Below are 21,800 nucleotides of genomic sequence, written 5' to 3'. Positions count from 1 at the left end.
GGAACTTATACGCCAGACTATAGCCAGTTAAGGCTAAAAGCCAATTGGCTCAACCGACATGCCGACCTCCCCCCCTCTACCACGCAGCCTCAAGACCTGGCTCAAGCAGCTCGATAGCGTGCGGCTGCCTATCCTCCCTGCCAACCATGAGCAGGTGCGCCGCGCCTTGGCCAACAGCAACTGCTCGCTGCGCGAGGTCGCCCAGCTGATCCAGAACAGCCCGGCCCTCGCCTTGATGGTGCTGCGCGAGGCTAACCGCAACACCGCCAACTTCAGCGAGCCGGCGGAAAGCCTGGAAATCGCTCTGACTCGCCTGGGCCTGCAGCGTACCGAAGCGCTGCTGAACCACCTGCCCTCGGCCGCCACAGAAGAAATCCCCCGCCCTCTGCGCCAACTGCAACTGATTAGCCAGCACGCGGCGCAACAGGCTAACGGCCTGTTCGCCAATCGGTTGGCGCGACTCTGGCAAGAAATCCATTGGAGCAGCCTGCTGTTCCTGGCGCCGCTTTGGCCATTGGCCGCCGCCCACCCCGAACTGTTCGAGGCCTGGGAACAGCGCGTGCTGGGCAAGGGCGAGCCGGCTAGCAAGGTCGAACACGAACTGCTGGGCGTATCGCTGCTCAGTCTGTGCCTGGCCCTCGCCGAACATTGGCGGCTGCCGGAGTGGATACTTCAGGGTTACCGCCTGCTCGCAGGCGAACGACGCTTACTGGTCAAAGCGCTGCATATCGCCCGCGACAATCAGCATCCACTCCAGCAGCAACAGGCACTTGACGCCGATAGCACACTACGCCGCTGGCTGACCCAACCGGCTAACACCACCATGCTGGCCAACGGCCTGGCGCTAGCGGCACATCAGGCCTGGGATAGCCCGCAAAGCCTGCGCTGGCAACGCCTGACTGGCCTGTACCTGCAACTGCCGCTGAGCGAACTACAACAACTGGTTCACCAGCAGGCGGTGCAGAGCGCGCACCTGCACGCTGCCGCCGACCTCTGGCACCCGGCCGAAGCCTTACTCTGGCCCTGGGCTGCACGTCGCCTGCAACCCACGACGGCTACCCCGGCCCCGCAGAGCGAGGCACTAAGTGCCTGGCGCCAGCACTGCCGCGAACTGTTACGCGAACCCAGCCCGTTCGCCAGCGTCATGCAACTGACCACCTGCGCCCGCGATGCGCTCCAGTCCAGCGGCCTGAGCCGAGCCCTGCTGCTGCTCGCCGACCGCACGCACACTCGCCTGATCGCCCAGCAGGCCGTTGGACTGCCCAAAGAAGCCAGCGGCCTCACGCTTGATCCGAGCCAGAGCCAAGTCTTACGCCGCCTGCTCGCGCAACCAGGCCACCTGCGCCTGACCCCTGCCAATATCGCGCAGTTCTCTGCACTGCTGCCGGGCACTTTGAAGGCCCTGCTCCCCAGCGAACACCTGCTGCTACGCTCGCTGGCGAGCAATGGTCGGGTGGTGATGCTGCTGCTCGCCGACCAACATGGCGCGCCTCTCGCCGAGGCCAGCGTGCAAGCCTTCAGCAAAACCGCGCAATGTATTGAGCGCGCCTTGGCCAGCTTTGCCAAACGCGGGCGGTAGCCTTTCCGCTACAATTCGCCCCTTTCCCTGATTCGGAGGCCTTTCATGTCCGCCTTCTCTACTTTGCCCTTGGTCATCGAACCCGCCGACCTGGCTACACGCTTGGCGACTCGGGAGCTGATCCTGGTCGACCTGACCAGCGCAGCCCGCTACGCCGCCGGGCATATTCCCGGTGCGCGCTTCGTCGACCCTAAACGCACACAGCTGGGCCAGCCACCGGCGCCAGGCCTGCTACCGGCGCAGGCACAACTGGAAGCCCTGTTCGGCGAACTGGGACATAACCCGGATGCCGTGTACGTGGTCTACGACGACGAAGGCGGTGGCTGGGCCGGGCGCTTTATCTGGTTGCTGGACGTGATCGGCCATAGCCACTACCACTATCTGAATGGCGGCCTGCAGGCCTGGCTGGCGGAGGTTCGCGAGCTGTCCCATACCACCCCGACCAGCGCCGGCGGCCCGGTTGCGCTGGAACTGCACGACGAGCCGAGCGCGACCCGCGAATACCTGCAAAGCCGTTTAGGCGCAGCCGACCTGGCCATCTGGGACGCCCGCGCACCGAGCGAGTACCGCGGCGAGAAAGTCCTCACCGCCAAAGCCGGGCATATTCCCGGCGCAGTCAATTTCGAATGGACCGCCGGCATGGACCCAGCGCGCGCCCTGCGCATCCGCGAGGATATGCCGGCGATTCTGGAGAGCCTGGGTATCACCAAAGACAAAGAAATCATCACCCACTGCCAGACTCACCACCGCTCAGGCTTCACCTATCTGGTCGCCAAGGCCCTCGGCTATCCGCGGGTAAAAGGCTATGCCGGCTCCTGGGGCGAATGGGGCAATCACCCAGACACACCTGTCGAGGTGTAAGAGCCTGTTCACGATTCAAGCGAGCGAAGGTCAGGGTCGCACCCGTTCCCTACGGGCAGCGGCATTCCCCACATCCATGTGGGTCACAAGGCGCAACGCAACGCAGCGCAGCGGAGTAACGCCCGCAGCGGATCGTGAGTAGGCTCTATGCCCTCGTCGCTCCAAGGCTCTCTAATTACTAAGGACACTCATGAAACAGCGTTTGTTTATCCTCAGCCAGTACCTGTTGCCTCACCATCTGCTGTCGCGCCTGATCGGTTACGCTGCCGAATGTCGTGCTGGCTGGTTCAAGAACCGCCTGATCACCTGGTTCGTCCAGCACTACCAAGTGAATATGAGTGAAGCCCAGGTCGAGGAACCGACTGCCTACGAGCACTTCAACGCGTTCTTCACCCGCGCCCTGAAAGACGGCGCGCGCCCGCTGGATGACACCCCCGGGGCGATTCTCTGCCCGGCTGACGGCGCCGTCAGCCAGCTCGGCTCGATTGAACACGGCCGCCTGTTCCAGGCTAAAGGCCACGGCTTCAGCGCACTCGAACTGCTCGGCGGCGATGCCGAACGAGCTGCGCCGTTCATGGGCGGTGAGTTCGCCACTATTTACCTCTCGCCGAAGGACTACCACCGCGTGCACATGCCGCTGGCCGGCACCCTCAAGGAGATGGTTTACGTGCCAGGCCGGCTGTTCTCGGTCAACCAGACCACGGCCGAAAATGTTCCCGAGCTGTTCGCCCGTAACGAGCGCTTGGTGTGCCTGTTCGATACCGAGCGCGGACCGATGGCCGTAGTGTTGGTCGGCGCGATGATCGTCGCCGCGATCGAAACGGTTTGGACCGGCTTGATCACACCACCCAAGCGCGAATTGAAGACCACCCGTTACGACGCGGCGGCACGCGCGCCAGTTGAACTGGCGAAAGGCGCGGAACTCGGCCGCTTCAAGCTGGGTTCCACCGCTATCGTGCTGTTTGGCCCGAACCAAGTGAAGTGGACTGAAGAGTTGGCAGCCGGCAGCGCCGTCCGCATGGGCCAGCGCCTTGGCAATGGACAGTAAACGTTCGACTGAGCGGGCCACCTCGGCGGCCCGCCAACCACACGCGCGTTGCGCGTACAGCCGGCGAGCAGGCCGAGGGCCGTTAAATCAGGCGCGTGGTTGAACATCTCGACAACCCTTGCGGTCACAATCGGTATCGACTGGCCTCGGTGTTACTGACCGCTCCCTGGGCGACAGCTCACAACCCATCCCAGCGATGGGCTGCGAGCACCGCGAGATGCTGCTAGAGTTCGGCAAAACCCAATGTTTAGAATCACTTGCCGCACCCTGCGCCGTTGGAGTATCCAGCCACATGGATAACGAGCTACATGGATAAACAGAGTCCCCACCTGCTGTTACGTGTCCCGACGCCCAGCCAGCAGAAACTCTCCTTCTGTGACTCTAGTCCTCGTGACCTAAAACGCTGGATCGCCGGACTGCCCAAAGCCAACCTGGGGGAAACCGCACGTCAGCTTTATCAGAGCCTGGTGGAACTCAATCAGTTGGTGACCCCGGCGGAGAATCGCCTACAGCTTCTGGAACTGCTGCGCACCGAAGTCTATTTCGTCTGCAAGCACCTGGAACGGCACTTCCTCAACCAAGCGATCGTGCTCGATGAGCGCCCGCGCAAAGTCGCCAACCTCTGTCAGGCGTTACAGAACCATCTGGCCGCCGGCTACAAACTGATCATTGCACAAGAGGCTCCGCGCCCGTCCCGCGAACGCGCCCAGCTGCAATTGCTGACGGTCGCCTTGCAGCGCGCCGCGCACAGCCTCTGCAGCCCACTGATTCGCGCCAGCCAACTGTACTGTCCAGTACCGGAAGGGCTGTGGCTGGAGCTGCATAAGCTCTATCAAATTGCCCACGAGCGCGGCCTGCAAGCAATCGTGGTGCGCGACCACCTGGCGCGCCACACCAAAGGCTTGAGCGTTGAGCAAACCTACCTGGTCGCCTTGTTACTCGGCTGCGCACGCTGCAATCAAATGCGCCAGAGCGGCATTGCCCACTTGGCGGAAATCCTGGAGTCCTGGAGCGCACTGGTGCATCTGCAAGCGGCCGACGAGCCTAGCAGCCTGTTCGCGGTTGCCACGCAAGTCGATGGCCCGCCGCGCTACAAATCGCTGATTCAGGAAGGCGAACTGCACAACCTGCTAGGCATCGATCCGCAGCTGCTGGTCGATGCGATCAAGGAATACCTGCTATTACCCACAGAAAGCCGCGGCGCCGCACGCCTGCTGGTCCCTGAGGGCTTGAGCCTGGACTTGCTGCAACATCTGAGCTCGGCATGGGGCGATATTGCCGAGCGGACGTTCCAGCGCAGTGCTGGCCAGGGCAACCTGACCCTGAGTATTGGCATGAGTGCAGTGCATTACTTCCTGGCCGGACAAAAGCCCTTCAACGAAGTACTCAAGCGTCCAGAAGAAGTACAAGCCGCCATTTTCAAACCAGTAACCACTGATGCGCCGGACATTTGGCGCAATGCCTTCGATGCTCAGCCGACCACCGACTGGGAGCATGGCGTGCCTCTCGATGAAATCCAGTACAAGCGGCCGGTAGTCGAGGAAAAAGAATCGCCGCCCAAAATCCCCAGCGAGAGCTACCCCACCTTCGAACTGGCGATCGTCAACCATAGCCCGGGGGGCTATTGCCTAAGCTGGCCGAAAGAAGTCCCCAGCCAACTCCAGGCCGGCGAGCTGCTGGGCATCCAAGACGCTCCCGAGCAGAGCTGGAGCATCGCCCTGGTGCGCTGGATTCGCCAAGTACGCGGCGGCGGCACCCAGATGGGCATTGAGCTGATCGCCCCGCACGCGCAGCCCTGCGGCCTGCAGCTGCTGCGCAAAGCCGAGCAAAATAGCCAGTACCTACGCGCCTTGCTACTTCCGGAAATCAGCGTAATTTCTCGCCCCGCGACCCTGATCACACCACGCCTGCCATTTCAGGAAGGCAACAAAGTGCAGATCAACTTGAATGGCGAAACACTGCGCGCGGTCTTGAGCCGCAAGCAGACCAGTACCGGAAGTTTCAACCAGTTCGAGTACCGCACGGTCGAACAAACCCCGAGCAGCCACGGGAAGCCGGTCACAGCCCCGACAAGCCAGAGTAACGGCGGCGAGGAAGACTTTGACTCACTCTGGAAGTCGCTGTAGATTGCCGGCACACTCCTTTTTGTCGTTTTTTCGCGCCCGTTCGGCGCAGTCTAAGCACACCTCATGGCCATCGAAAAGAAAACTATAAGGCTGCTGATTCTTGAGGACTCGCAGAACGAGGCCGAGCGTCTCGTCAGCCTGTTTCGCAATGCCGGTCGCGCCACTCGCGTGCACCGCCTGACATCCAGCGACGACCTCGCCGCAGCTCTTCAACAGAGCTGGGACCTGCTGATCGCCGCCCCCAGCAGCGAAAATATTGAATCCAGCGAAGCGATCAGCGCGATTCGCCGCCAAGCTAAAGATATTCCGCTGATCCAGTTGATCGACGGCAATGACTCCGACGCCATTACCGAAGCCTTGGCACTTGGCGCCCAGGATGCCTTGCCGCAGGGTGAGGACGAGCGCCTGATCCTGGTGGCGAACCGTGAGCTGGCCAATCTGGAAGAGCGCCGTGCCCGCCGCGCAGCCGAGGTCGCCCTGCGCGAAGCCGAAAAACGCTGCCAGCTGCTGCTCGACAGTTCGGTCGACGCCATCACCTACGTCCACGAAGGCATGCATATCTATGCCAACCGCGCCTACCTCGAACTCTTCGGTTATGAAGACGCCGACGAGCTGGAAGGCATGCCGATGATCGACCTGATCGCCAGTTGCGATCAGATCAACTTCAAAGATTTCCTGAAGAACTACCAGAGTGCAGAAGGCAACGCCGAGCTGGCCTGCAGTGGGATCAAGGCCAACGGCCAGAGCTTCCAGGCATGCATGAGCTTCTCGCCAGCGACTTACGACGGCGAACCCTGCACCCAAGTGGTGATCCGCGCGGAAAGCGGCAACGCCGAACTGGAAGAGAAATTGCGCGAGATCAGCAGCCAGGATCTGGTCACCGGGCTCTACAACCGCAGCCACTTCCTTGAACTGATGGACACCGCCGTCGAGCGCGCCGTGAATGCCGGACAACCGGCCAGCCTGGCTTACATACGCGTCGACCGTTACACCAGCTTGCTGGCCGAAACCGGCCTCGCCGGCATCGACCTGCTGCTGACCGACCTGGCCAACCTGCTCCGTGCTCACTTTGCCGGCGAGGCGCAGCTGGCACGCTTTGGCGACGACGTTTTCACCGTACTACAACCCGGACAACCCCCCGAGCAAACTCAGGCGGGCCTGGCTGAACTACTGAAGAAAGTCGAAAGCCATATGTTCGATGTCAGCGGTCGAACTGTGCAGACCAGCCTGTCGATCGGCATTGCCGGGCTCAACGAGAAAACCCCGAAAGCCCAGGAAGTGATCGACCGCGCCCACCGTTGTGCCGACGAGCTCAGCGAGGGCAACGCCCTCCAACTGTTCAATCCGGCGCAGGAACTGGCTGCCGCAGCCAACCGCGGCAATATCGTCGCCATGGTGCAACAGGCGCTGGAGAACAACAGCTTCCGCCTGCTGTTCCAGCCGATCATTAGTCTGCGCGGCGACAGCCACGAACACTATGAAGTGCTGTTGCGCCTGCTCAATCCGCAAGGCGTAGAAGTGCCGCCGAGTGATTTCCTCGATGCGGCCAAGGAAGCCGGCCTGGCCGAGAAGATTGATCGCTGGGTCATTCTCAACTCTATCAAGCTGCTCGCCGACCATCGCTCAAAAGGTCACAACACCTGCCTGTTCGTGCACCTGTCCAGCGTCAGCCTGCAGGATCAAACGCTACTGCCTTGGCTCAGTGTGGCGCTGAAGGCCGCACGCCTGCCTTCCGACGCACTGGCTTTCCAAATCAATGAGCCCGATGCCATTGCCTACCTGAAGCAGGCCAAGGCGCTGACTCAAGGGCTGGCCGAGTTGCATTGCAAAGTGGCCCTCAGTCAATTCGGCTGTTCACTCAACCCCTTCAATACCCTGAAGCACCTGAGCATCGACTTCGTCAAAGTCGACGGCTCCTTCTCCCAGGATCTGTCCAAGGCGGAGAATCAGGAAGCGCTGAAAACCTTGCTGAGCAGCCTGCACGCCCAGGCCAAGCTGACCATCGTGCCCTTCGTCGAGAGCGCCAGCGTGCTGGCCACCCTCTGGCAAGCCGGGGTCAACTATATCCAAGGCTATTACCTGCAGGGCCCCAGCCAGTCGATGGATTACGACTTCTCCGCCGGCGACGAGTAATTGCCTCCGCCATGAAAAATGCCGCCCACAGGCGGCTTTTTCATGCGCAGAAGAACTCAATCCTGACCATCGCGATCGCGATAGCCCAACAAATAGAGAACCCCATCCAATCCCAAGGTCGAGATCGCTTGCTTGGCCGACTGTTTAACCAACGGTTTGGCGCGGAACGCCACCCCCAGACCGGCAATCGCCAGCATCGGCAAATCGTTCGCGCCATCGCCGACAGCAATGGTCTGCTCCAGGCGCAAACCTTCCTGCTGCGCCAACTCGCGCAACAAGTCCGCTTTGCGCTGGGCATCGACGATCGGCTCGATCGCCACTCCGGTGAGCTTGCCAGCGACGATCTGCAATTCATTGGCAAAGACGTAATCGATGCCCAGCTTGGCCTGCAACTGCTTGGCAAAGTAGCTAAAGCCGCCGGACAGAATGGCCGTTTTGTAACCCAGCCGTTTGAGTTCGGCGAACAGCGTTTCGGCGCCCTCGGTCAGCCGCAGAGATGCACCGATCGCAGCCAACTCGGTCTCGGGCAAACCCTTGAGCAGCGCCAGCCGCTCTTTGAAGCTGGCACGAAAATCCAGCTCGCCACGCATGGCTCTTTCGGTGATGTCCGCGACTTGCTCACCGACGCCAGCCACTTTGGCCAGTTCGTCGATGACCTCAGCCTCGATCAGCGTGGAGTCCATATCGAACACCGCCAGGCGCCGGTTGCGGCGAAACACCGAATCCTGCTGGAAAGCGATATCGACGTTGAGCTCCTGCGCCACGCTGAGGAACTCGGCGCGTAGCGCCACCGGATCGGCGGGCTCACCGCGCACGGAGAACTCGATGCAACCCTTACTCTGATCGGCCGGCGTGTCCAACGGCATGCGCCCGGACAGGCGATCGATATGGTCGATATTCAGGCCGTACTTCGCGGTGATCGAGCTGACCCGTTGCAGTTGCTCGGCGGTCACCTTGCGCGTCAGCAGGGTCACGATATGCCGTGGCTTGCCTTGGCCGCCGACCCATTGCTGGTAATCACTCTCGGAGACCGGGGTGAAACGCACCTGCTGATCCAGCTTATAAGCAGTGAACAGCACATCCTTGAGCACTATCGAGGCCTGCTCGGTGCCCGGAATCTCGACCAGAATGCCAAACGACAGGGTGTCGTGAATCACCGCTTGACCGATGTCGAGGATATTCACCCCACCCTGCGCCAGCACCCCAGTGATGGCAGCGGTCAGGCCGGGACGATCTTCACCGGTGATGTTGATCAGGACGATTTCACGCAAGGCGCAGCTCCTGGGGCCTGTTGCCCATGAAAAGGCGCACATTCTAACCACTTTCGCAGCCATACGGGCACGCGTGGCGCTTTGCCCACCCCTGGCCGCTCGCTATACTGCGCGGCAACTCCATTCAAGAAGAGCCGAGCTCTGTGAACCGGCCCGCGCCCGTCAAACCCGATAATTTCTTCCTGTTGATCTTCCACGCGCTGCGTCAGCGACGTGTGCCCCTGGCCCTGCGCATTGCCAGCCACAGTCTGCTGCTGGTCGCGCTGGCACTGGTGATCTACGCCTTGGTCATGGGCATGCAGTTCAAGCAGGCCATGCAGCAGCAGGCCGATGCCCTGGGGCAGAGCCTGATCACCCAGACCGCCTCCTCGGCCACCGAGCTGCTGGTGTCGAATGACATCCTCAGCCTCAACGTGCTGCTCAACAACCTGGTGAAGAACCCGCTGGTGGCCCATGCAGCCATCTATAGCGTGGATAATCGCATCCTCGCCGAAGCCGGCTCACGGCCGACCCAGGGCATGCTTGGGGAAGCCGAAGGTCTGTACTCGACGCCGGTCACCTTTCAGGAAGTGATCGCCGGACACCTGCGCATCAGCTTGGATATGCAGCAGTTCCAGCAGCCGATGACCATCAGCTTGCAGAGCATGGGCCTGCTCAGCCTGATCCTGCTTGCGCTGACCCTGTCCTTGAGCCTGCGCCTGGGTCGGCATATCTCCACGCCCTTGCTGCAACTGCGCCTGTGGTTGCGTGATCCGGACGATCCGGCCCCTGGCGCCGGGCGTCAGGACGAGATTGGCGACCTGGCCCGCCAGCTCCAGGCCCGCCTGGTGCCGGAGAAGCCGCAGCCTGAAGCGCCAGCGGAACCTGAATACACCGAAGCCGACTATGCCGAAGACAGCTACTCCGAAGAAGAGTATGCCGAAGAGGACGAGGACTACCTCGACGACGTCGGCACTGAACCGGCTTTTGAGATCCGCGACCTGCGCGACCCCAGCTTTGATGGTGATGACGAGTACACCGAAGCGCCGCGCCGCCAGGTCGTCGCCGAAGAGGACGACCCGTTCGCCGACCTGCGCGCCCCGCAACCCGACACCACGCCGAGCCTCACCCCCGTCAGCAGCGAGCCCCAGAAAAGCGCGGTGCTGGCCATCCAATTGGGTGCTCAGGAGCAATTGCGCCGCCTGCCGCGCGCACGCCTGATGGATTTGCTGCAACGCTACCGTGACTGCCTCGACCAGGCCGCCGCGCTCTACCAGGGCGTACTGCACACCCTGAACGACGGCAGCAGCCTGATGCTGTTCCACAGCCAGGACAGCGGCGAAGACTATTTGACCCACGCCATCTGCTGCGGCGAGCTGATGCGCGCCCTCGGACATGCCCTGCAAATCGAAGTCGCCGACAGCGGCATCACCCTGCAGCTCCAGCTCGGCCTGACCGACGGCGAAGACTTGCTCGACCTCAGCCAGGGCGAGTTGCTGCTCAGCGATACTGCCCAGGATGCCCTGGCACTCTCCCAGCACAGCCGTAACCTGCTGCTGGTCGAGCGCAGCATTGGCGATGACCCGCTGCTGCGCCAACGCGTACGCATCCGCGCCATCGCCAGCCCGGAAGGCGCCTGCTGCGTCGAGCGCCTGCTGGAGCCCTACCCTTCGCTGCTGGAACGACAACTGACACGCATGCACGAGAGCCGCGCGCGCTCTTGACCACGCTGGTCAGCCATCCGCTGCCGGTATTGGCCATAGGCCTGATACTGGGCGGCCGGGTGATTCCACCGCGCCTATTGCTGGCCGGCCTGCTCGCCGCCTGCCTACCCGACCTCGATGTGCTGGCCTTTAAGCTCGGCGTCGCCTATGGCGATGCGTTTGGTCATCGCGGCTTCAGTCATTCACTGCTATTTGCCGGACTGCTCGGGGTACTCGGCGCGCTCTGTTGCCGCCTGCTCGGCGCCGGGCCCTGCAAGAGCGGGTTGTGGATCGCCCTGGCCTGCGCCTCCCACAGCCTACTGGACGCGCTCACCGATGGTGGTCTGGGCGTTGCCTGGCTCTGGCCCTGGAGCGAGCAACGCTACTTCCTTCCTTGGCGGCCGATCGCGGTCTCGCCTTTCATCGGCGGGTTCTTCAGTCCGCGCGGGCTCGCCGCGCTGGCGTCGGAGGCGCGCTGGATCTGGCTGCCCTGCCTAGGGCTGACGGTCCTGGGAGTCGGCTTGCGCCGCGTGCTGGCGCAACGGGAAGACGCATAAAAAACCCGCATTACGCGGGCTTTTTTTTACTGAATCGCTAGAACCGAAACACTTCCACATCGGTTCGTACCGGCGCCGCCTTGGGTATCTGCGGCCCGCTGGGCTCGTTTGGCTCGCGAGTACGCGCTGGGGCAGCGGGCGCCGCCTTACGTGGCTCCTCGGCCGGCGGCTCGGACAACGGCTGGATAGCCGTCGCCAACTGTTCCACCAAGCGGCGTAAGACCAGGCTTTGCGCACGCACCTGGTCGGCGGCAGCCCCCTGATGTGGCTCCTCCAGATGGATGATGCGACTGTCGCGCAACTGACCGCGCTTATCCAGCAGGCGCCACTGCGCATCCAGTACCGCCGGCTGCTGTGGCCCGGAATCCAGACGGGTGATCGAGAGTACTACCTGCACATCCGGCACGAAGCCCGCCGCGCTCGGCGCCAGCACCAGACGCTGACTGTCCAGACGCCAGGCCAGTTGGCGCAACAGCAACTGATCGATATCGGCCCCCAGGCTACCGGCCCAACGCGCCTCGGAGGCCGATGTCAGGCTACCGTCCGGCTGCCGCTGCAGCAGTGTCTCGCGCTGCAGATAATCGGCAACCGAGACCGGCCCCAGCAGCACGGCCAGCCCTTTGCTCGACGCGGGCACGCCCGGATTGCCATTATCCAGCTGATAGAGCGTGACCGGCGGCTGACTGACACAACCGACCAGGCCGAGCACGCTGCTCAGTAACAGAACCAAGGAAAAACGCGACACCATCATTCATCTCATCCAAGCGGCAGCCCGATGGCCGCCGGCAGTCAAAACGCCGTACCGAAACGTTCCACGACGGCCTATCATCCGTTAAACCACCGCGCGACTCCAGCCTCTCGCTATCCAACGCGACCGGCAGCCTTAGTTCTGCGCCTCGACCAACAGTCCATCGACGCGCTGAAAGCCACGCGGCAGCTTGTTTCCGCGCCGGCCACGCTCGCCTTTGTAGTGTTCCAGGTCATCCGCCTTGAGCGACAAGGTGCGCTTGCCGGCTTGCAGCACCAACGTTGCCCCGCTCGGCAATACGGCCAGATCGGTGAGGTATTCCTCACGGCTGGCCACGCGTTCGCCGGGAATGCCGATGATCTTATTGCCTTTACCTTTACCCAACTGCGGCAGATCGCTGACCTTGAACAGCAACAGCCGCCCTTCGGTCGTCACCGCAGCCAGCCAATCCTCTTCACGATTGGCCACCGGCCGCGGCAGCAGCACCTTCGCGCCGTTCGGCAGGCTCAAGAGTGCCTTGCCGGCTTTGTTCTTGGCCTGCAAATCCTCGCCTTTGACGACGAAGCCGTAACCCGCATCCGAGGCGATCACATACAGCGCCTCGTCATCCGGCAACAGCACGCACTCGAAGCTGGCGCCCGGTGGTGGGGTCAGGCGACCGGTCAGCGGTTCGCCCTGGCCACGCGCCGACGGCAGCGAATGCGCCGCCAGCGAGTAGCTGCGCCCGCTGGAGTCGATAAACACCGCGTACTGGTTCGAACGGCCCGGCGCGGCGGTCTTGAAGCCATCGCCCGCCTTGTAGGACAGGCCGGTGGCGTCAATGTCGTGCCCCTTGGCACAACGCACCCAACCTTTCTCCGAGATCACCACGGTGACCGGTTCGGTCGGCATCAGTTCGGTTTCCGACAGTGCCTTGGCCTCGGCCCGCGCAACGATCGGCGAACGGCGGTCATCACCGTAAGTTTCAGCATCGGCAAGCAACTCGCTACGCACCAGCTTACGCAGCTTGCTTTCGCTGCCGAGCAGGGCTTGCAGCTTCGCCTGCTCCTTGGCCAGCTCTTCCTGCTCGCCACGGATTTTCATCTCTTCCAACCGCGCCAACTGGCGCAGGCGGGTGTCGAGGATATAGTCGGTCTGCTCCTCGGTCAGGCCAAAGCGCTCCATCAGCACCGCTCGGGGCTGATCCTCGGTGCGGATGATGTGGATCACCTCATCCAGATTGAGGAAGGCGATCAGTAAACCTTCCAACAACCGCAGGCGCTTCTCGACCTTATCCAGGCGGAACTGTAGGCGCCGACGCACGGTGCCGATGCGGAACACCAGCCATTCGCTGAGCAGCTCGCGCAGATTCTTCACCTGCGGCTTGCCATCCAGGCCGATGATATTGATGTTGATCCGGTAGCTGGACTCCAGCTCGGTGGTGGCGAACAGGTGCTGCATCAGCTCGTCCGCATCGACGCGATTGGAGCGCGGAATGATGACGATGCGGCACGGGTGCTCGTGATCCGACTCATCGCGCAGGTCGGCGACCATCGGCAGCTTCTTCGCCTGCATCTGCGCGGCGATCTGCTCCAGCACCTTGGCGCCGGAGATCTGGTGTGGCAGCGCGGTGATGACGATGTCGCCATCCTCGACGCGATACACCGCACGCATGCGCACCGAGCCTCGGCCGCTTTCATAGATTTTCAGCAGGTCGGCACGCGGGGTGATGACCTCGGCTTCGGTCGGGTAATCCGGCCCCAGCACATGTTCGCAGAGCTGCTCGACCGTCGCATTTGGCTCATCGAGCAGACGCACACAGGCGCTGGCGACCTCGCGCAGGTTGTGCGGCGGTACATCGGTGGCCATACCCACGGCGATCCCGGTGGTGCCATTCAGCAAGAGGTTGGGCAGGCGTGCCGGCAGCACAGCCGGCTCATCGAGGGTACCGTCGAAGTTCGGCACCCAATCGGCAGTGCCCTGGCCCAGCTCGCTGAGCAGCACCTCGGAATAACGCGACAGCCGCGCCTCGGTGTAACGCATGGCGGCGAAGGACTTCGGATCGTCCGGTGCCCCCCAGTTACCCTGGCCGTCGACCAGGGTGTAGCGGTAGCTGAACGGCTGCGCCATCAGCACCATGGCCTCGTAGCAGGCCGAGTCGCCATGCGGGTGGAACTTGCCGAGCACGTCACCGACGGTGCGCGCCGACTTCTTGTGCTTGGAGTCGGCATCCAGGCCCAGCTCGCTCATGGCGTAGACGATGCGCCGCTGCACCGGCTTGAGGCCGTCGCCGATATGCGGCAAGGCCCGGTCCATGATCACGTACATGGAGTAGTTGAGGTAGGCCTGCTCGGTGAAATCGGCCAGGGAGCGTCGCTCCACGCCGTCCAGGCTCAGGTCTAGAGAGTCGCTCATGCGTGCCTCATTGAGTAGTGGTCTGGCGCAGCACCAAAGTGCCGTCGCGCTGGGTGAATTCGAGTTGTTTCAACGCACTCATGCCGAGCAGCACTTCGTCGCCGTCCATGCCGGGGGCGACCAGTGCGCGCACATCGTGCAGGACGATATCGCCCAACTGCAGGCGCTCGAGATGGGTGCGATAGCCGTTACTCAGGCCATTCGCGGTACTTAAAGTGACCGGCGCGCCGCGTTTGAGGCCGAGGCTCTTGGCCAGTCCGGCCGGAATCGCCACATCGGTGGCGCCGGTATCGAGGAGAAACAACACGGTTTCGCCGTTGATCTGTCCGCTGGACACGAAATGCCCCTGGCCATTACTGGCCAGCCGCACCTCGATATAGCCATCACCGCGGGACGAGGTCGGCGACTGATTGGGGTTGCGCTGCTCGTTCTCCCACTGGCCGAAGAAATGGGTAGCGAGCAGCAGGCCGGCGCCCCAGGCCAGCACCAGCATCACCCTTCCGGCACGCTGGCCGACGGTTTGCGTGCTCACGGCGTCTCGCTCCAGCCGCCGGCGGCGGGGGCAGCGAAACGCCAGACGACAGGCCGCTTCTCACCATCGCCACGCGTCTTGCGGCCGTTATCCACGCCGATCCAGGCACCTTGCGCATCGACCCACAGCCCTTCAGCCACGCCGAACGGCTGGCTGTAGCGACGCGCGTCCGTCAGCACTTCATTGGCGAAGGACCAGCAGTGCTCGACCTGACCTGTCTCCAGCTTACGTCGGCAGATGCGGTGCGCCTGACGCTCCAGGGTAAACAGCCGGCCCTGGAACAGCGCGACATCGGAGAAATCCCGCGCCTGCGGCCGGCTGCCGAGTTGCGCCGGAGGCGCCTCCCTGCCGCCCTCGGCCAGCAGTACGCAACCGCCGGTACAGCGCCAGCTCGACTGCTGTTTATGCAGTAGCAGCAAACCCCGGCGCTCGCGCTCGGCGGCCAGCCACAGACGCTCGCCGGCCGGATCGACGGCAATCCCCTCAAACAGCGCATTGAAATGCAACAACATGCCACTGGCGCGCGCCTGCCGCACCAGGCCGGGCGGCAGGTTCAACCAGCTCCCCGCGCCCGCCGGCGGAAGCTGCAGTACGCCGGCATGAGCCTCGCTAAGCAGATAACGATTGCCTTTGGCGTCACAGCTCAAGCCTTCAAAGTCCAGGGCTCCGCCACGCGCCAGGCTAGCCACCCAGGTGCGCATGCGCAGCCCCCAGGGCTGGCCACTGTCCGGCGGCGCCGGGGCTTGGAACACTTCGGCTTCAGCGTGCAATACGCCACCAGTTGCAGCGAGTCGGTACAGCCGGTCATCCTCGCGATCGGAAACCGCCCACAGCGCATCGCCGCACCAGGCCAGCCCGGACAAATTGCCGCCGGGCATACCCTCGACTGGTTGTTCCGCCAGTAGTTGCAACTCTTCGAGGGGTTGCAACGCTTCCAGCGGTTGCGCCAGCGCCGGTGTGGCAACCAGCAGCAACGCCGCGAACAGCGTTCGCATTAAGCCAGAACCTCGGCCAGGTCGCCCTTGGACTCCAGCCAGCTCTTGCGATCACCAGCGCGCTTTTTTGCCAGCAGCATGTCCATCAGCTCCTGGGTGGCGTCGAAATCTTCAAGGGTCAACTGCACCAAGCGGCGAGTGTTGGGGTCCATGGTGGTCTCGCGCAGCTGCGGCGGGTTCATCTCACCAAGGCCTTTAAACCGCGTGACTTGTGGCTTGCCGCGCTTCTTCTCGGCCACTAGGCGGTCGAGAATGCCGTCGCGTTCGCCTTCGTCGAGGGCGTAGAAAATCTCCTTGCCCAGGTCGATGCGGTACAGCGGCGGCATTGCCACATACACGTGGCCGGCATCCACCAGCGGACGGAAGTGGCGGACGAACAAAGCGCACAGCAAGGTAGCGATGTGCAGGCCGTCGGAGTCGGCGTCGGCGAGGATGCAGATTTTGCCGTAGCGCAGCTGAGTCAGGTCGGCCGCACCCGGATCGACACCGATCGCCACGGCGATGTTGTGCACTTCCTGGCTGGCCAGTACTTCGCCACCATCGACTTCCCAGGTGTTCAGAATTTTGCCGCGCAACGGCAGGATCGCCTGAAACTCTTTATCGCGCGCTTGCTTGGCCGAGCCACCGGCGGAATCGCCTTCGACCAGGAACAGCTCGGAACGCATCGGGTCCTGGCCGGCGCAATCTGCCAGCTTGCCGGGCAAGGCCGGGCCCTGAGTGATGCGTTTGCGCTCGACCTTCTTGCCGGCTTTGAGGCGACGGCCGGCGTTGTTGATCGCCAACTCAGCCAGTTGCAGCCCCAACTCCGGGTGCTCGTTGAGCCACAGACTGAAGGAGTCTTTGACCACCCCGGAGACGAACGCCGCCGCCTCACGCGAGGACAGGCGCTCCTTGGTCTGCCCGGAGAATTGCGGCTCCTGCATTTTCATCGAGAGGACGAAGGCGATTCGCTCCCAGACGTCTTCCGGTGCCAGCTTGACCCCGCGCGGCAGCAAGCTGCGGAATTCGCAGAACTCGCGCATCGCGTCGAGCAAGCCTTGGCGCAGACCGTTGACGTGGGTGCCGCCCTGGGCGGTGGGGATCAGGTTGACGTAGCTTTCCTGCACGCTCTCGCCACCTTCCGGCAGCCACAGTAGTGCCCAATCCACCGCCTCTTTGTTACCGGCGAGGTTGCCGCAGAACGGCTCATCGGGCAGCCGCTCGACTTCCGTGACCGCATCCACCAGATAGGAGCGCAGACCGTCTTCGTAATACCACTCGACGCGCTCGCCACTGGCCTTGTCTTCGAAACTGACCGCCAACCCCGGACAAAGCACGGCCTTGGCTTTGAGTACATGCTTGAGGCGGCTGACGGAGAACTTTTGCGTATCGAAATACTTGGGGTCCGGCCAGAAGTGCACGCTGGTGCCGGTATTGCGCTTGCCGACAGTGCCGGTCACCTCCAGCTCGCTGGCCTTGAAACCATCGGCGAAGGTCATGCGGTATTCGTTACCGTCGCGCTTGACCCGCACCTCGACGCTGGTCGACAGCGCGTTGACCACGGAAATACCGACGCCGTGCAGACCTCCGGAGAATTGGTAGTTCTTGTTGGAGAACTTACCGCCGGCGTGCAACTTGGTGAGGATCAGTTCAACGCCCGACACGCCCTCTTCCGGATGAACGTCCACCGGCATGCCGCGGCCGTCGTCGCTGACTTCCAGCGAGTTGTCCTCATGCAGAATCACCTGCACCGATTTCGCATGGCCGGCCAGGGCTTCGTCGACGCTGTTGTCGATGACTTCCTGAGCCAAGTGGTTGGGCCGGCTGGTGTCGGTGTACATGCCCGGGCGCTTGCGCACCGGATCGAGGCCGGAGAGGACTTCGATGGCGTCTGCGTTATAACTGGCCATGGGGTCTCGTATCGTCAGTCGTTAAATGTCGGAAAAATCGAAATCACGCCAGTTGGCGGAAGCAAAACCGGCGAAAGCCAGTAGCGCGGGCAAGCGGCTGGCAAAACCCTGAAAACCATGATCGCCACCGGCCTGGATCCGCAGCGCACAACCGCGGTAGTAAGCCTCGGCCTGGCGGTAATCGAGCGTCTCGTCAGCGGTCTGCAGCCACACCTGATAACGCGCCGGATCACTTGGCGGCGGCACTTCCAGCTCGGCCAGAGCTGCTACGTGATCGGCCGTCAGCTCCCAAGTCTCACCGCTGTAATAATTCTGTTGCGTACCGAGGTGGCCTTCGAACAACCGGTGCGGGCAGACCGCCGGGTTGATCAGTACGGCCTTCAGGCCATGCCGCTCGGCTAAGTGGGTCGCATAGTAGCCGCCAAGGGAGCTGCCGACCAGCACCGGCCGGCCCAGCTCGGCAATGGCCGCCTCCAGTTGCCGGATGGCTTGCCGCGGGTGATGGTGCAGCTCCGGCACGCGCAGTTGTTCGCCCCACCCCAGACGCTGCATAACGCGCAGCAATTGGCTGGCCTTGTGCGAAGCCGGCGAACTGTTGAGGCCATGTATATATAGAAGAGAAGGGGTCTCAGCGAACACGCGGGCGATTCCTAAACCGTTTGCCGCGCACTTTAGCAAAGCCTCGCGAGCCTTGGTCAGCCAACTTTTAACATGAGATGGGCAAACTCAGGCAATCCAGGCCGTCTAGCCGAGCGCAGTAGTTTTCCCACAACCTGGATCGGCTCAATAACCTTTGACGCTGTAGTCCACGACAAAGGGAATACCGGTAACCCGCGATACCCCGGTTTCCAGCTGGCCATCGGCATGCAGGCGCAGCCAACGATAGCCCGGCGCCTCCTGGTCGACCTGAAACTCCTCGCTACCGGGGGCGAACTGCACGCAGGTCGACGGCGAGGCGAGTAAACGCACGCCGTTACGCTGCTGGTCGAACTCCTGGTGGATATGCCCCCAGAGCAATGCCCGCACCTGTGGGAAGCGATCCAGCACGGCGAACAGTTCATCGGGGTTACGTAGCCCAATCGGCTCCATCCAACGGCAGCCAATCGACACAGGATGGTGATGGAGGCAGATCAAATGGTGTCGTTCAGGCGCTTCGCTCAACGACCGCGCGAGCAAGCCGAGCTGCTGCTCATCCAGATAACCAGGCACCGCGCCCGGGATGGATGAGTCGAGCAAGGTGATCCGCCAGCCGCCGAGATCCACCACCGGCTCCAACAGTTCACTCTCGACACTTGCGCTGCGCATGGCTGGCAGTTCATCGTGATTGCCCGGAAACCAGCGTGCAGGGGCCGCAATCACCGAGGTCAGTTGGCGAAAGCGTGCATAGGATTCAAGCGAACCGTCCTGCGAGATATCCCCACTGGCCAGCACCAGATCAATCTGCGGCTGTTCTTCGAGCACCCGTTCAATCACCCGCTGCAAGCTGTCCTGGGTGTCCATGCCGAGCAGTTTGCCGTGCGCGTCAGCGAGCAGATGGCTATCGGATAACTGCACCAGCAGCACTGAGGAATCAGCAGCGAGAGTGGACGAGTTCGGCAAGGACCGTCTCCTTGAGCGGGATCGCTGGCATTATGGTGGCTCAAGCGGGTAACGGTAAAGCCGCGTTGCGGGCATAGATCACAGTTAGCAAGCACTAAGCAATAGGAACCGTCTGATACTGCTAGCGCACCGGCTCCAACTCGTGACCGCAGGCCAGACAATGGCTCAGCCACTCGCCGAGAAACAGGTTGAGCTGGGTCTTCTCATCCGGCTGGTGCATCGCTGCATTCGGGTAGGGATAAATGCTGCGAAAACGTCGCGCATTCTCCGCACTGATCACTTCTGCCATGCGTGCATCGTGGTAGACCCGCACTTCCAGCTGCGGCACCGGCAGCCAGGGCAGACTATGTTCCTGGCGCACTTGCAGGGTGGTGGTGTAGGGGCAGGCCTCCAATACATCCAGCGCCAGCACACCGAGCAAACGCTCGCCCTGACTCAAGGCCACCCGGCGCGAGCTTCGTTCGTCACGCATCGCCGGCAACAGGCGCATCAGCCGCGCGTAGTTGGCCTCACACGCGGCCTGCAGCCCGATCAGGTCGACCCGGTAACGTTCACGCAGCAGGTTTACACCCACAATCCCCTCACTTCGGCACGATTGAGTGCCAGCCATTGCAACGCAATGATGCTCGCCGCGTTGTCGATACGCCCATCGCGTACCGCCGCCAAGGCGTCCTCCAGCGGCAAGACATGCACGCGAATGTCCTCCCCTTCCTCGGCCAGCCCGTGCACGCCACCAGCGCCCACACTGTCACAACGCCCGACAAACAGGTGAACCCGCTCGTCCGAACCTCCCGGCGAAGGGTAGTACACGCTGATCGGCCACAACGCGCCGAGGGTCAAGTCGGCTTCCTCTACGGCTTCGCGGCGGGCCACGTCTTCCGGCTCTTCATCCTGGTCGATCAATCCAGCCACCAACTCTAACAGCCACGGATTCGGACTCTTATCCAGGGCGCCGATGCGGAACTGCTCGATCAGCACCACGCAATCGTGCTTTGGGTCGTAGGGCAGTACGCAGACCGCATCATGCCGCACGAACAGTTCGCGACTGATCTGCGGCCCCATGCCTCCCGCAAACAGGCGATGACGGAAATGCACACGGTCGAGCTTGTAGAAACCGCGGAAACAATTTTCCCGTTCGACGATTTCGACAGCCTCTGGGCCTGGGATAAAAGTGTCGCTCATCGGTTCCCCACTCCTGACTGGTTCGAGCCTGAAAAGTCCTTGGCTTCACGTCATCCTAGCGCGCCTGTTCAACCACCGCAGCCCCTTTCAAGATCGCTCTCGGGCTGCCAGGATACTCAGCCGATTCTGTTGGTCTAGCGGCCTGCGTGGCCAGCTCCATTAGTCAACTTCGGCGCCTGAAGCCCCGATACTGCGTTGCCGCGCCTTGTCTCGAGACTCCAGGCATCCGAACTTGAGCTAACGAACTAGCCGTACAGACCACGAGCAGCGAACTCAGCTCGCCAGCGACAGTCGAACCCCGACCTTCATTGAAATCCCGGAACCGCCAAGGAATGCCATGCAACTGCTGAAAGTCACCCTCTTCGCCACCCTGGCTCTGACCTTAGGCGCCTGCCAGAGTTTGTTCCAGGCAGATCCCAACGCGCCGATCAGCGCCGAGCGCTTGGCCTGGGAACACACTCAAGCCGGCTGCCAGGGTGACGACTGCCCACTGGTCAACATCGACACGCTTAGCTTCGCCGAAGAGCCTGCGCTCAACAGCCTGATCGAGCATGAGTTGCTGGAAATGACCGGCGACTCCCCGGACGCCCAACTGCCCGCCTCGCTAAAAGCCTATGAACAGGCCTTTCTCCAGTCCGCGGAGCCCGGCTGGAACAGCTACTTGCAAGCGAAAGTACGCGAGCAGCATGACGGGTTGGTGATTATCGAACTGTCCAGCTACCTGTCCACCGGCGGCGCCCACGGCATGCCCGGGCGGCGTTTCATCAATTACGATCGCAAGCTGCACAGGGCGCTAACCCTGCAAGACATGCTGCTGCCTGGTCAGGAGCAGGCCTTCTGGCAAGCCGCACAACTGGCGCACCAGGGCTGGCTGGTGGCGAACAAGCTCGACCAGGATCCCGAATTCGTCAAGAGCTGGCCGTTTCAGCCGACCGAGAACGTGGCCCTGACCTTCGGCGCGGTGACCCTCAAGTACGCGGTCTACAGCATCGGTCCGTACGCTTCCGGCCATCCCGAGCTGAAGATTCCCTATCCACGCCTCAACGGTATTCTGAAGCCGCAGTACTTCCCCGGCCGAGGCTGAGCGACTATCTTTTTCAGGCGGGTAGATAACCGTAGGAGCGGGCCAATTATTTCTGCTGGCGCCTGACTCCGTAGGCTGGGTAGAGCGCAGCGACAAAACGGCAGGAAAGCCGTTTTGTAC

The 21,800-nt window shown here is 62.5% G+C and carries 18 protein-coding genes; 8 read left to right on the top strand and 10 right to left on the bottom strand.

The window, feature by feature from the left end:
* Positions 1 to 58 precede the first annotated feature (58 nt).
* From D3879_RS08180 to D3879_RS08160, 5 genes are all read left to right on the top strand, one after another.
* Complete coding sequence (locus tag D3879_RS08180; RefSeq protein ID WP_119953557.1) at positions 59 to 1,579, top strand: HDOD domain-containing protein; 1,521 nt, start codon at positions 59 to 61, stop codon at positions 1,577 to 1,579.
* A 45-nt stretch (positions 1,580 to 1,624) separates the two neighbouring features.
* Positions 1,625 to 2,440: a thiosulfate sulfurtransferase gene (rhdA, locus tag D3879_RS08175; RefSeq protein WP_119953556.1), complete on the top strand. Its 816-nt coding sequence runs from the start codon at positions 1,625 to 1,627 to the stop codon at positions 2,438 to 2,440.
* Between the two features lie 190 nt (positions 2,441 to 2,630).
* Positions 2,631 to 3,488, top strand: coding sequence for an archaetidylserine decarboxylase (gene asd, locus D3879_RS08170; protein ID WP_119953555.1), 858 nt, complete (start codon positions 2,631 to 2,633; stop codon positions 3,486 to 3,488).
* A gap of 308 nt (positions 3,489 to 3,796) precedes the next feature.
* Positions 3,797 to 5,614: a molecular chaperone gene (locus tag D3879_RS08165; RefSeq protein ID WP_119953554.1), complete on the top strand. Its 1,818-nt coding sequence runs from the start codon at positions 3,797 to 3,799 to the stop codon at positions 5,612 to 5,614.
* 63 nt (positions 5,615 to 5,677) lie between these two features.
* Positions 5,678 to 7,747 (top strand): EAL domain-containing response regulator, encoded by a 2,070-nt coding sequence (locus D3879_RS08160; protein ID WP_119953553.1) that lies wholly within the window; start codon positions 5,678 to 5,680, stop codon positions 7,745 to 7,747.
* 56 nt (positions 7,748 to 7,803) lie between these two features.
* On the opposite strand, the gene serB is transcribed toward D3879_RS08160, so the two are convergent.
* Complete coding sequence (gene serB / locus D3879_RS08155; protein ID WP_119953552.1) at positions 7,804 to 9,018, bottom strand: phosphoserine phosphatase SerB; 1,215 nt, start codon at positions 9,016 to 9,018, stop codon at positions 7,804 to 7,806.
* A 143-nt stretch (positions 9,019 to 9,161) separates the two neighbouring features.
* On the opposite strand from serB, the gene D3879_RS08150 reads away from it, so the two are divergent.
* Positions 9,162 to 10,721, top strand: a complete 1,560-nt coding sequence (locus D3879_RS08150; RefSeq protein ID WP_119953551.1) for an AhpA/YtjB family protein — start codon at positions 9,162 to 9,164, stop codon at positions 10,719 to 10,721.
* Positions 10,718 to 11,257 carry a metal-dependent hydrolase gene (locus tag D3879_RS08145; protein ID WP_119953550.1) on the top strand — a complete coding sequence of 180 codons (540 nt, stop codon included), beginning with the start codon at positions 10,718 to 10,720 and terminating at the stop codon, positions 11,255 to 11,257. Before D3879_RS08150 ends, D3879_RS08145 begins: the two co-directional genes overlap by 4 nt.
* Before the next feature lie 37 nt (positions 11,258 to 11,294).
* Here D3879_RS08145 and D3879_RS08140 read toward each other — a convergent pair whose 3' ends face one another.
* The 9 genes from D3879_RS08140 to D3879_RS08100 all read right to left on the bottom strand — a co-directional run bounded on the left by D3879_RS08140 (position 11,295) and on the right by D3879_RS08100 (position 20,596).
* Positions 11,295 to 12,008, bottom strand: coding sequence for a PqiC family protein (locus D3879_RS08140; protein WP_238474216.1), 714 nt, complete (start codon positions 12,006 to 12,008; stop codon positions 11,295 to 11,297).
* Between the two features lie 132 nt (positions 12,009 to 12,140).
* Complete coding sequence (gene parC / locus D3879_RS08135; protein WP_119953548.1) at positions 12,141 to 14,399, bottom strand: DNA topoisomerase IV subunit A; 2,259 nt, start codon at positions 14,397 to 14,399, stop codon at positions 12,141 to 12,143.
* A 7-nt stretch (positions 14,400 to 14,406) separates the two neighbouring features.
* Positions 14,407 to 14,931, bottom strand: a complete 525-nt coding sequence (locus D3879_RS08130; protein WP_177412384.1) for a retropepsin-like aspartic protease family protein — start codon at positions 14,929 to 14,931, stop codon at positions 14,407 to 14,409.
* Entirely contained in the window at positions 14,928 to 15,926 is a 999-nt protein-coding gene (locus D3879_RS08125; RefSeq protein WP_119953547.1) for an esterase-like activity of phytase family protein, read from the bottom strand. The genes D3879_RS08130 and D3879_RS08125 overlap by 4 nt, the downstream gene beginning before the upstream one ends.
* Positions 15,926 to 17,815, bottom strand: coding sequence for a DNA topoisomerase IV subunit B (gene parE, locus D3879_RS08120; protein ID WP_177412382.1), 1,890 nt, complete (start codon positions 17,813 to 17,815; stop codon positions 15,926 to 15,928). Before parE ends, D3879_RS08125 begins: the two co-directional genes overlap by 1 nt.
* Positions 17,816 to 17,836: 21 nt before the next feature.
* Positions 17,837 to 18,454 (bottom strand): YqiA/YcfP family alpha/beta fold hydrolase, encoded by a 618-nt coding sequence (locus D3879_RS08115; protein WP_119953545.1) that lies wholly within the window; start codon positions 18,452 to 18,454, stop codon positions 17,837 to 17,839.
* Between the two features lie 144 nt (positions 18,455 to 18,598).
* On the bottom strand, positions 18,599 to 19,414 hold the full coding sequence (gene cpdA / locus D3879_RS08110) for a 3',5'-cyclic-AMP phosphodiesterase (RefSeq protein WP_119953544.1): 816 nt from the start codon (positions 19,412 to 19,414) through the stop codon (positions 18,599 to 18,601).
* A gap of 121 nt (positions 19,415 to 19,535) precedes the next feature.
* On the bottom strand, positions 19,536 to 19,988 hold the full coding sequence (locus D3879_RS08105; RefSeq protein ID WP_119953543.1) for a DUF1249 domain-containing protein: 453 nt from the start codon (positions 19,986 to 19,988) through the stop codon (positions 19,536 to 19,538).
* A complete protein-coding gene (locus D3879_RS08100) occupies positions 19,979 to 20,596 on the bottom strand; it encodes an NUDIX domain-containing protein (protein WP_119953542.1) in 618 nt (205 codons plus the stop codon). The genes D3879_RS08105 and D3879_RS08100 overlap by 10 nt, the downstream gene beginning before the upstream one ends.
* A 337-nt stretch (positions 20,597 to 20,933) precedes the next feature.
* On the opposite strand from D3879_RS08100, the gene D3879_RS08095 reads away from it, so the two are divergent.
* Complete coding sequence (locus D3879_RS08095; protein WP_119953541.1) at positions 20,934 to 21,680, top strand: RsiV family protein; 747 nt, start codon at positions 20,934 to 20,936, stop codon at positions 21,678 to 21,680.
* Positions 21,681 to 21,800 lie beyond the last annotated feature (120 nt).

Origin of the sequence: Pseudomonas cavernicola, assembly GCF_003596405.1 — a bacterium.
Taxonomy (GTDB): Bacteria; Pseudomonadota; Gammaproteobacteria; order Pseudomonadales; family Pseudomonadaceae; genus Aquipseudomonas; species Aquipseudomonas cavernicola.
This window is presented reverse-complemented; position numbering and strand designations above follow the sequence as displayed.

What these genes read in the sequence shown, in the direction of transcription:
- D3879_RS08160 (WP_119953553.1), top strand. Translation starts at nt 5,678, where the DNA reads ATGGCCATCGAAAAGAAAACTATAAGGCTGCTGATTCTTGAGGACTCG.
- asd (WP_119953555.1), top strand. Translation starts at nt 2,631, where the DNA reads ATGAAACAGCGTTTGTTTATCCTCAGCCAGTACCTGTTGCCTCACCAT.
- parE (WP_177412382.1), bottom strand. Translation starts at nt 17,815, where the DNA reads ATGGCCAGTTATAACGCAGACGCCATCGAAGTCCTCTCCGGCCTCGAT.
- D3879_RS08100 (WP_119953542.1), bottom strand. Translation starts at nt 20,596, where the DNA reads ATGAGCGACACTTTTATCCCAGGCCCAGAGGCTGTCGAAATCGTCGAA.
- rhdA (WP_119953556.1), top strand. Translation starts at nt 1,625, where the DNA reads ATGTCCGCCTTCTCTACTTTGCCCTTGGTCATCGAACCCGCCGACCTG.
- D3879_RS08165 (WP_119953554.1), top strand. Translation starts at nt 3,797, where the DNA reads ATGGATAAACAGAGTCCCCACCTGCTGTTACGTGTCCCGACGCCCAGC.
- D3879_RS08095 (WP_119953541.1), top strand. Translation starts at nt 20,934, where the DNA reads ATGCAACTGCTGAAAGTCACCCTCTTCGCCACCCTGGCTCTGACCTTA.
- D3879_RS08140 (WP_238474216.1), bottom strand. Translation starts at nt 12,008, where the DNA reads ATGATGGTGTCGCGTTTTTCCTTGGTTCTGTTACTGAGCAGCGTGCTC.
- parC (WP_119953548.1), bottom strand. Translation starts at nt 14,399, where the DNA reads ATGAGCGACTCTCTAGACCTGAGCCTGGACGGCGTGGAGCGACGCTCC.
- D3879_RS08125 (WP_119953547.1), bottom strand. Translation starts at nt 15,926, where the DNA reads ATGCGAACGCTGTTCGCGGCGTTGCTGCTGGTTGCCACACCGGCGCTG.
- D3879_RS08180 (WP_119953557.1), top strand. Translation starts at nt 59, where the DNA reads ATGCCGACCTCCCCCCCTCTACCACGCAGCCTCAAGACCTGGCTCAAG.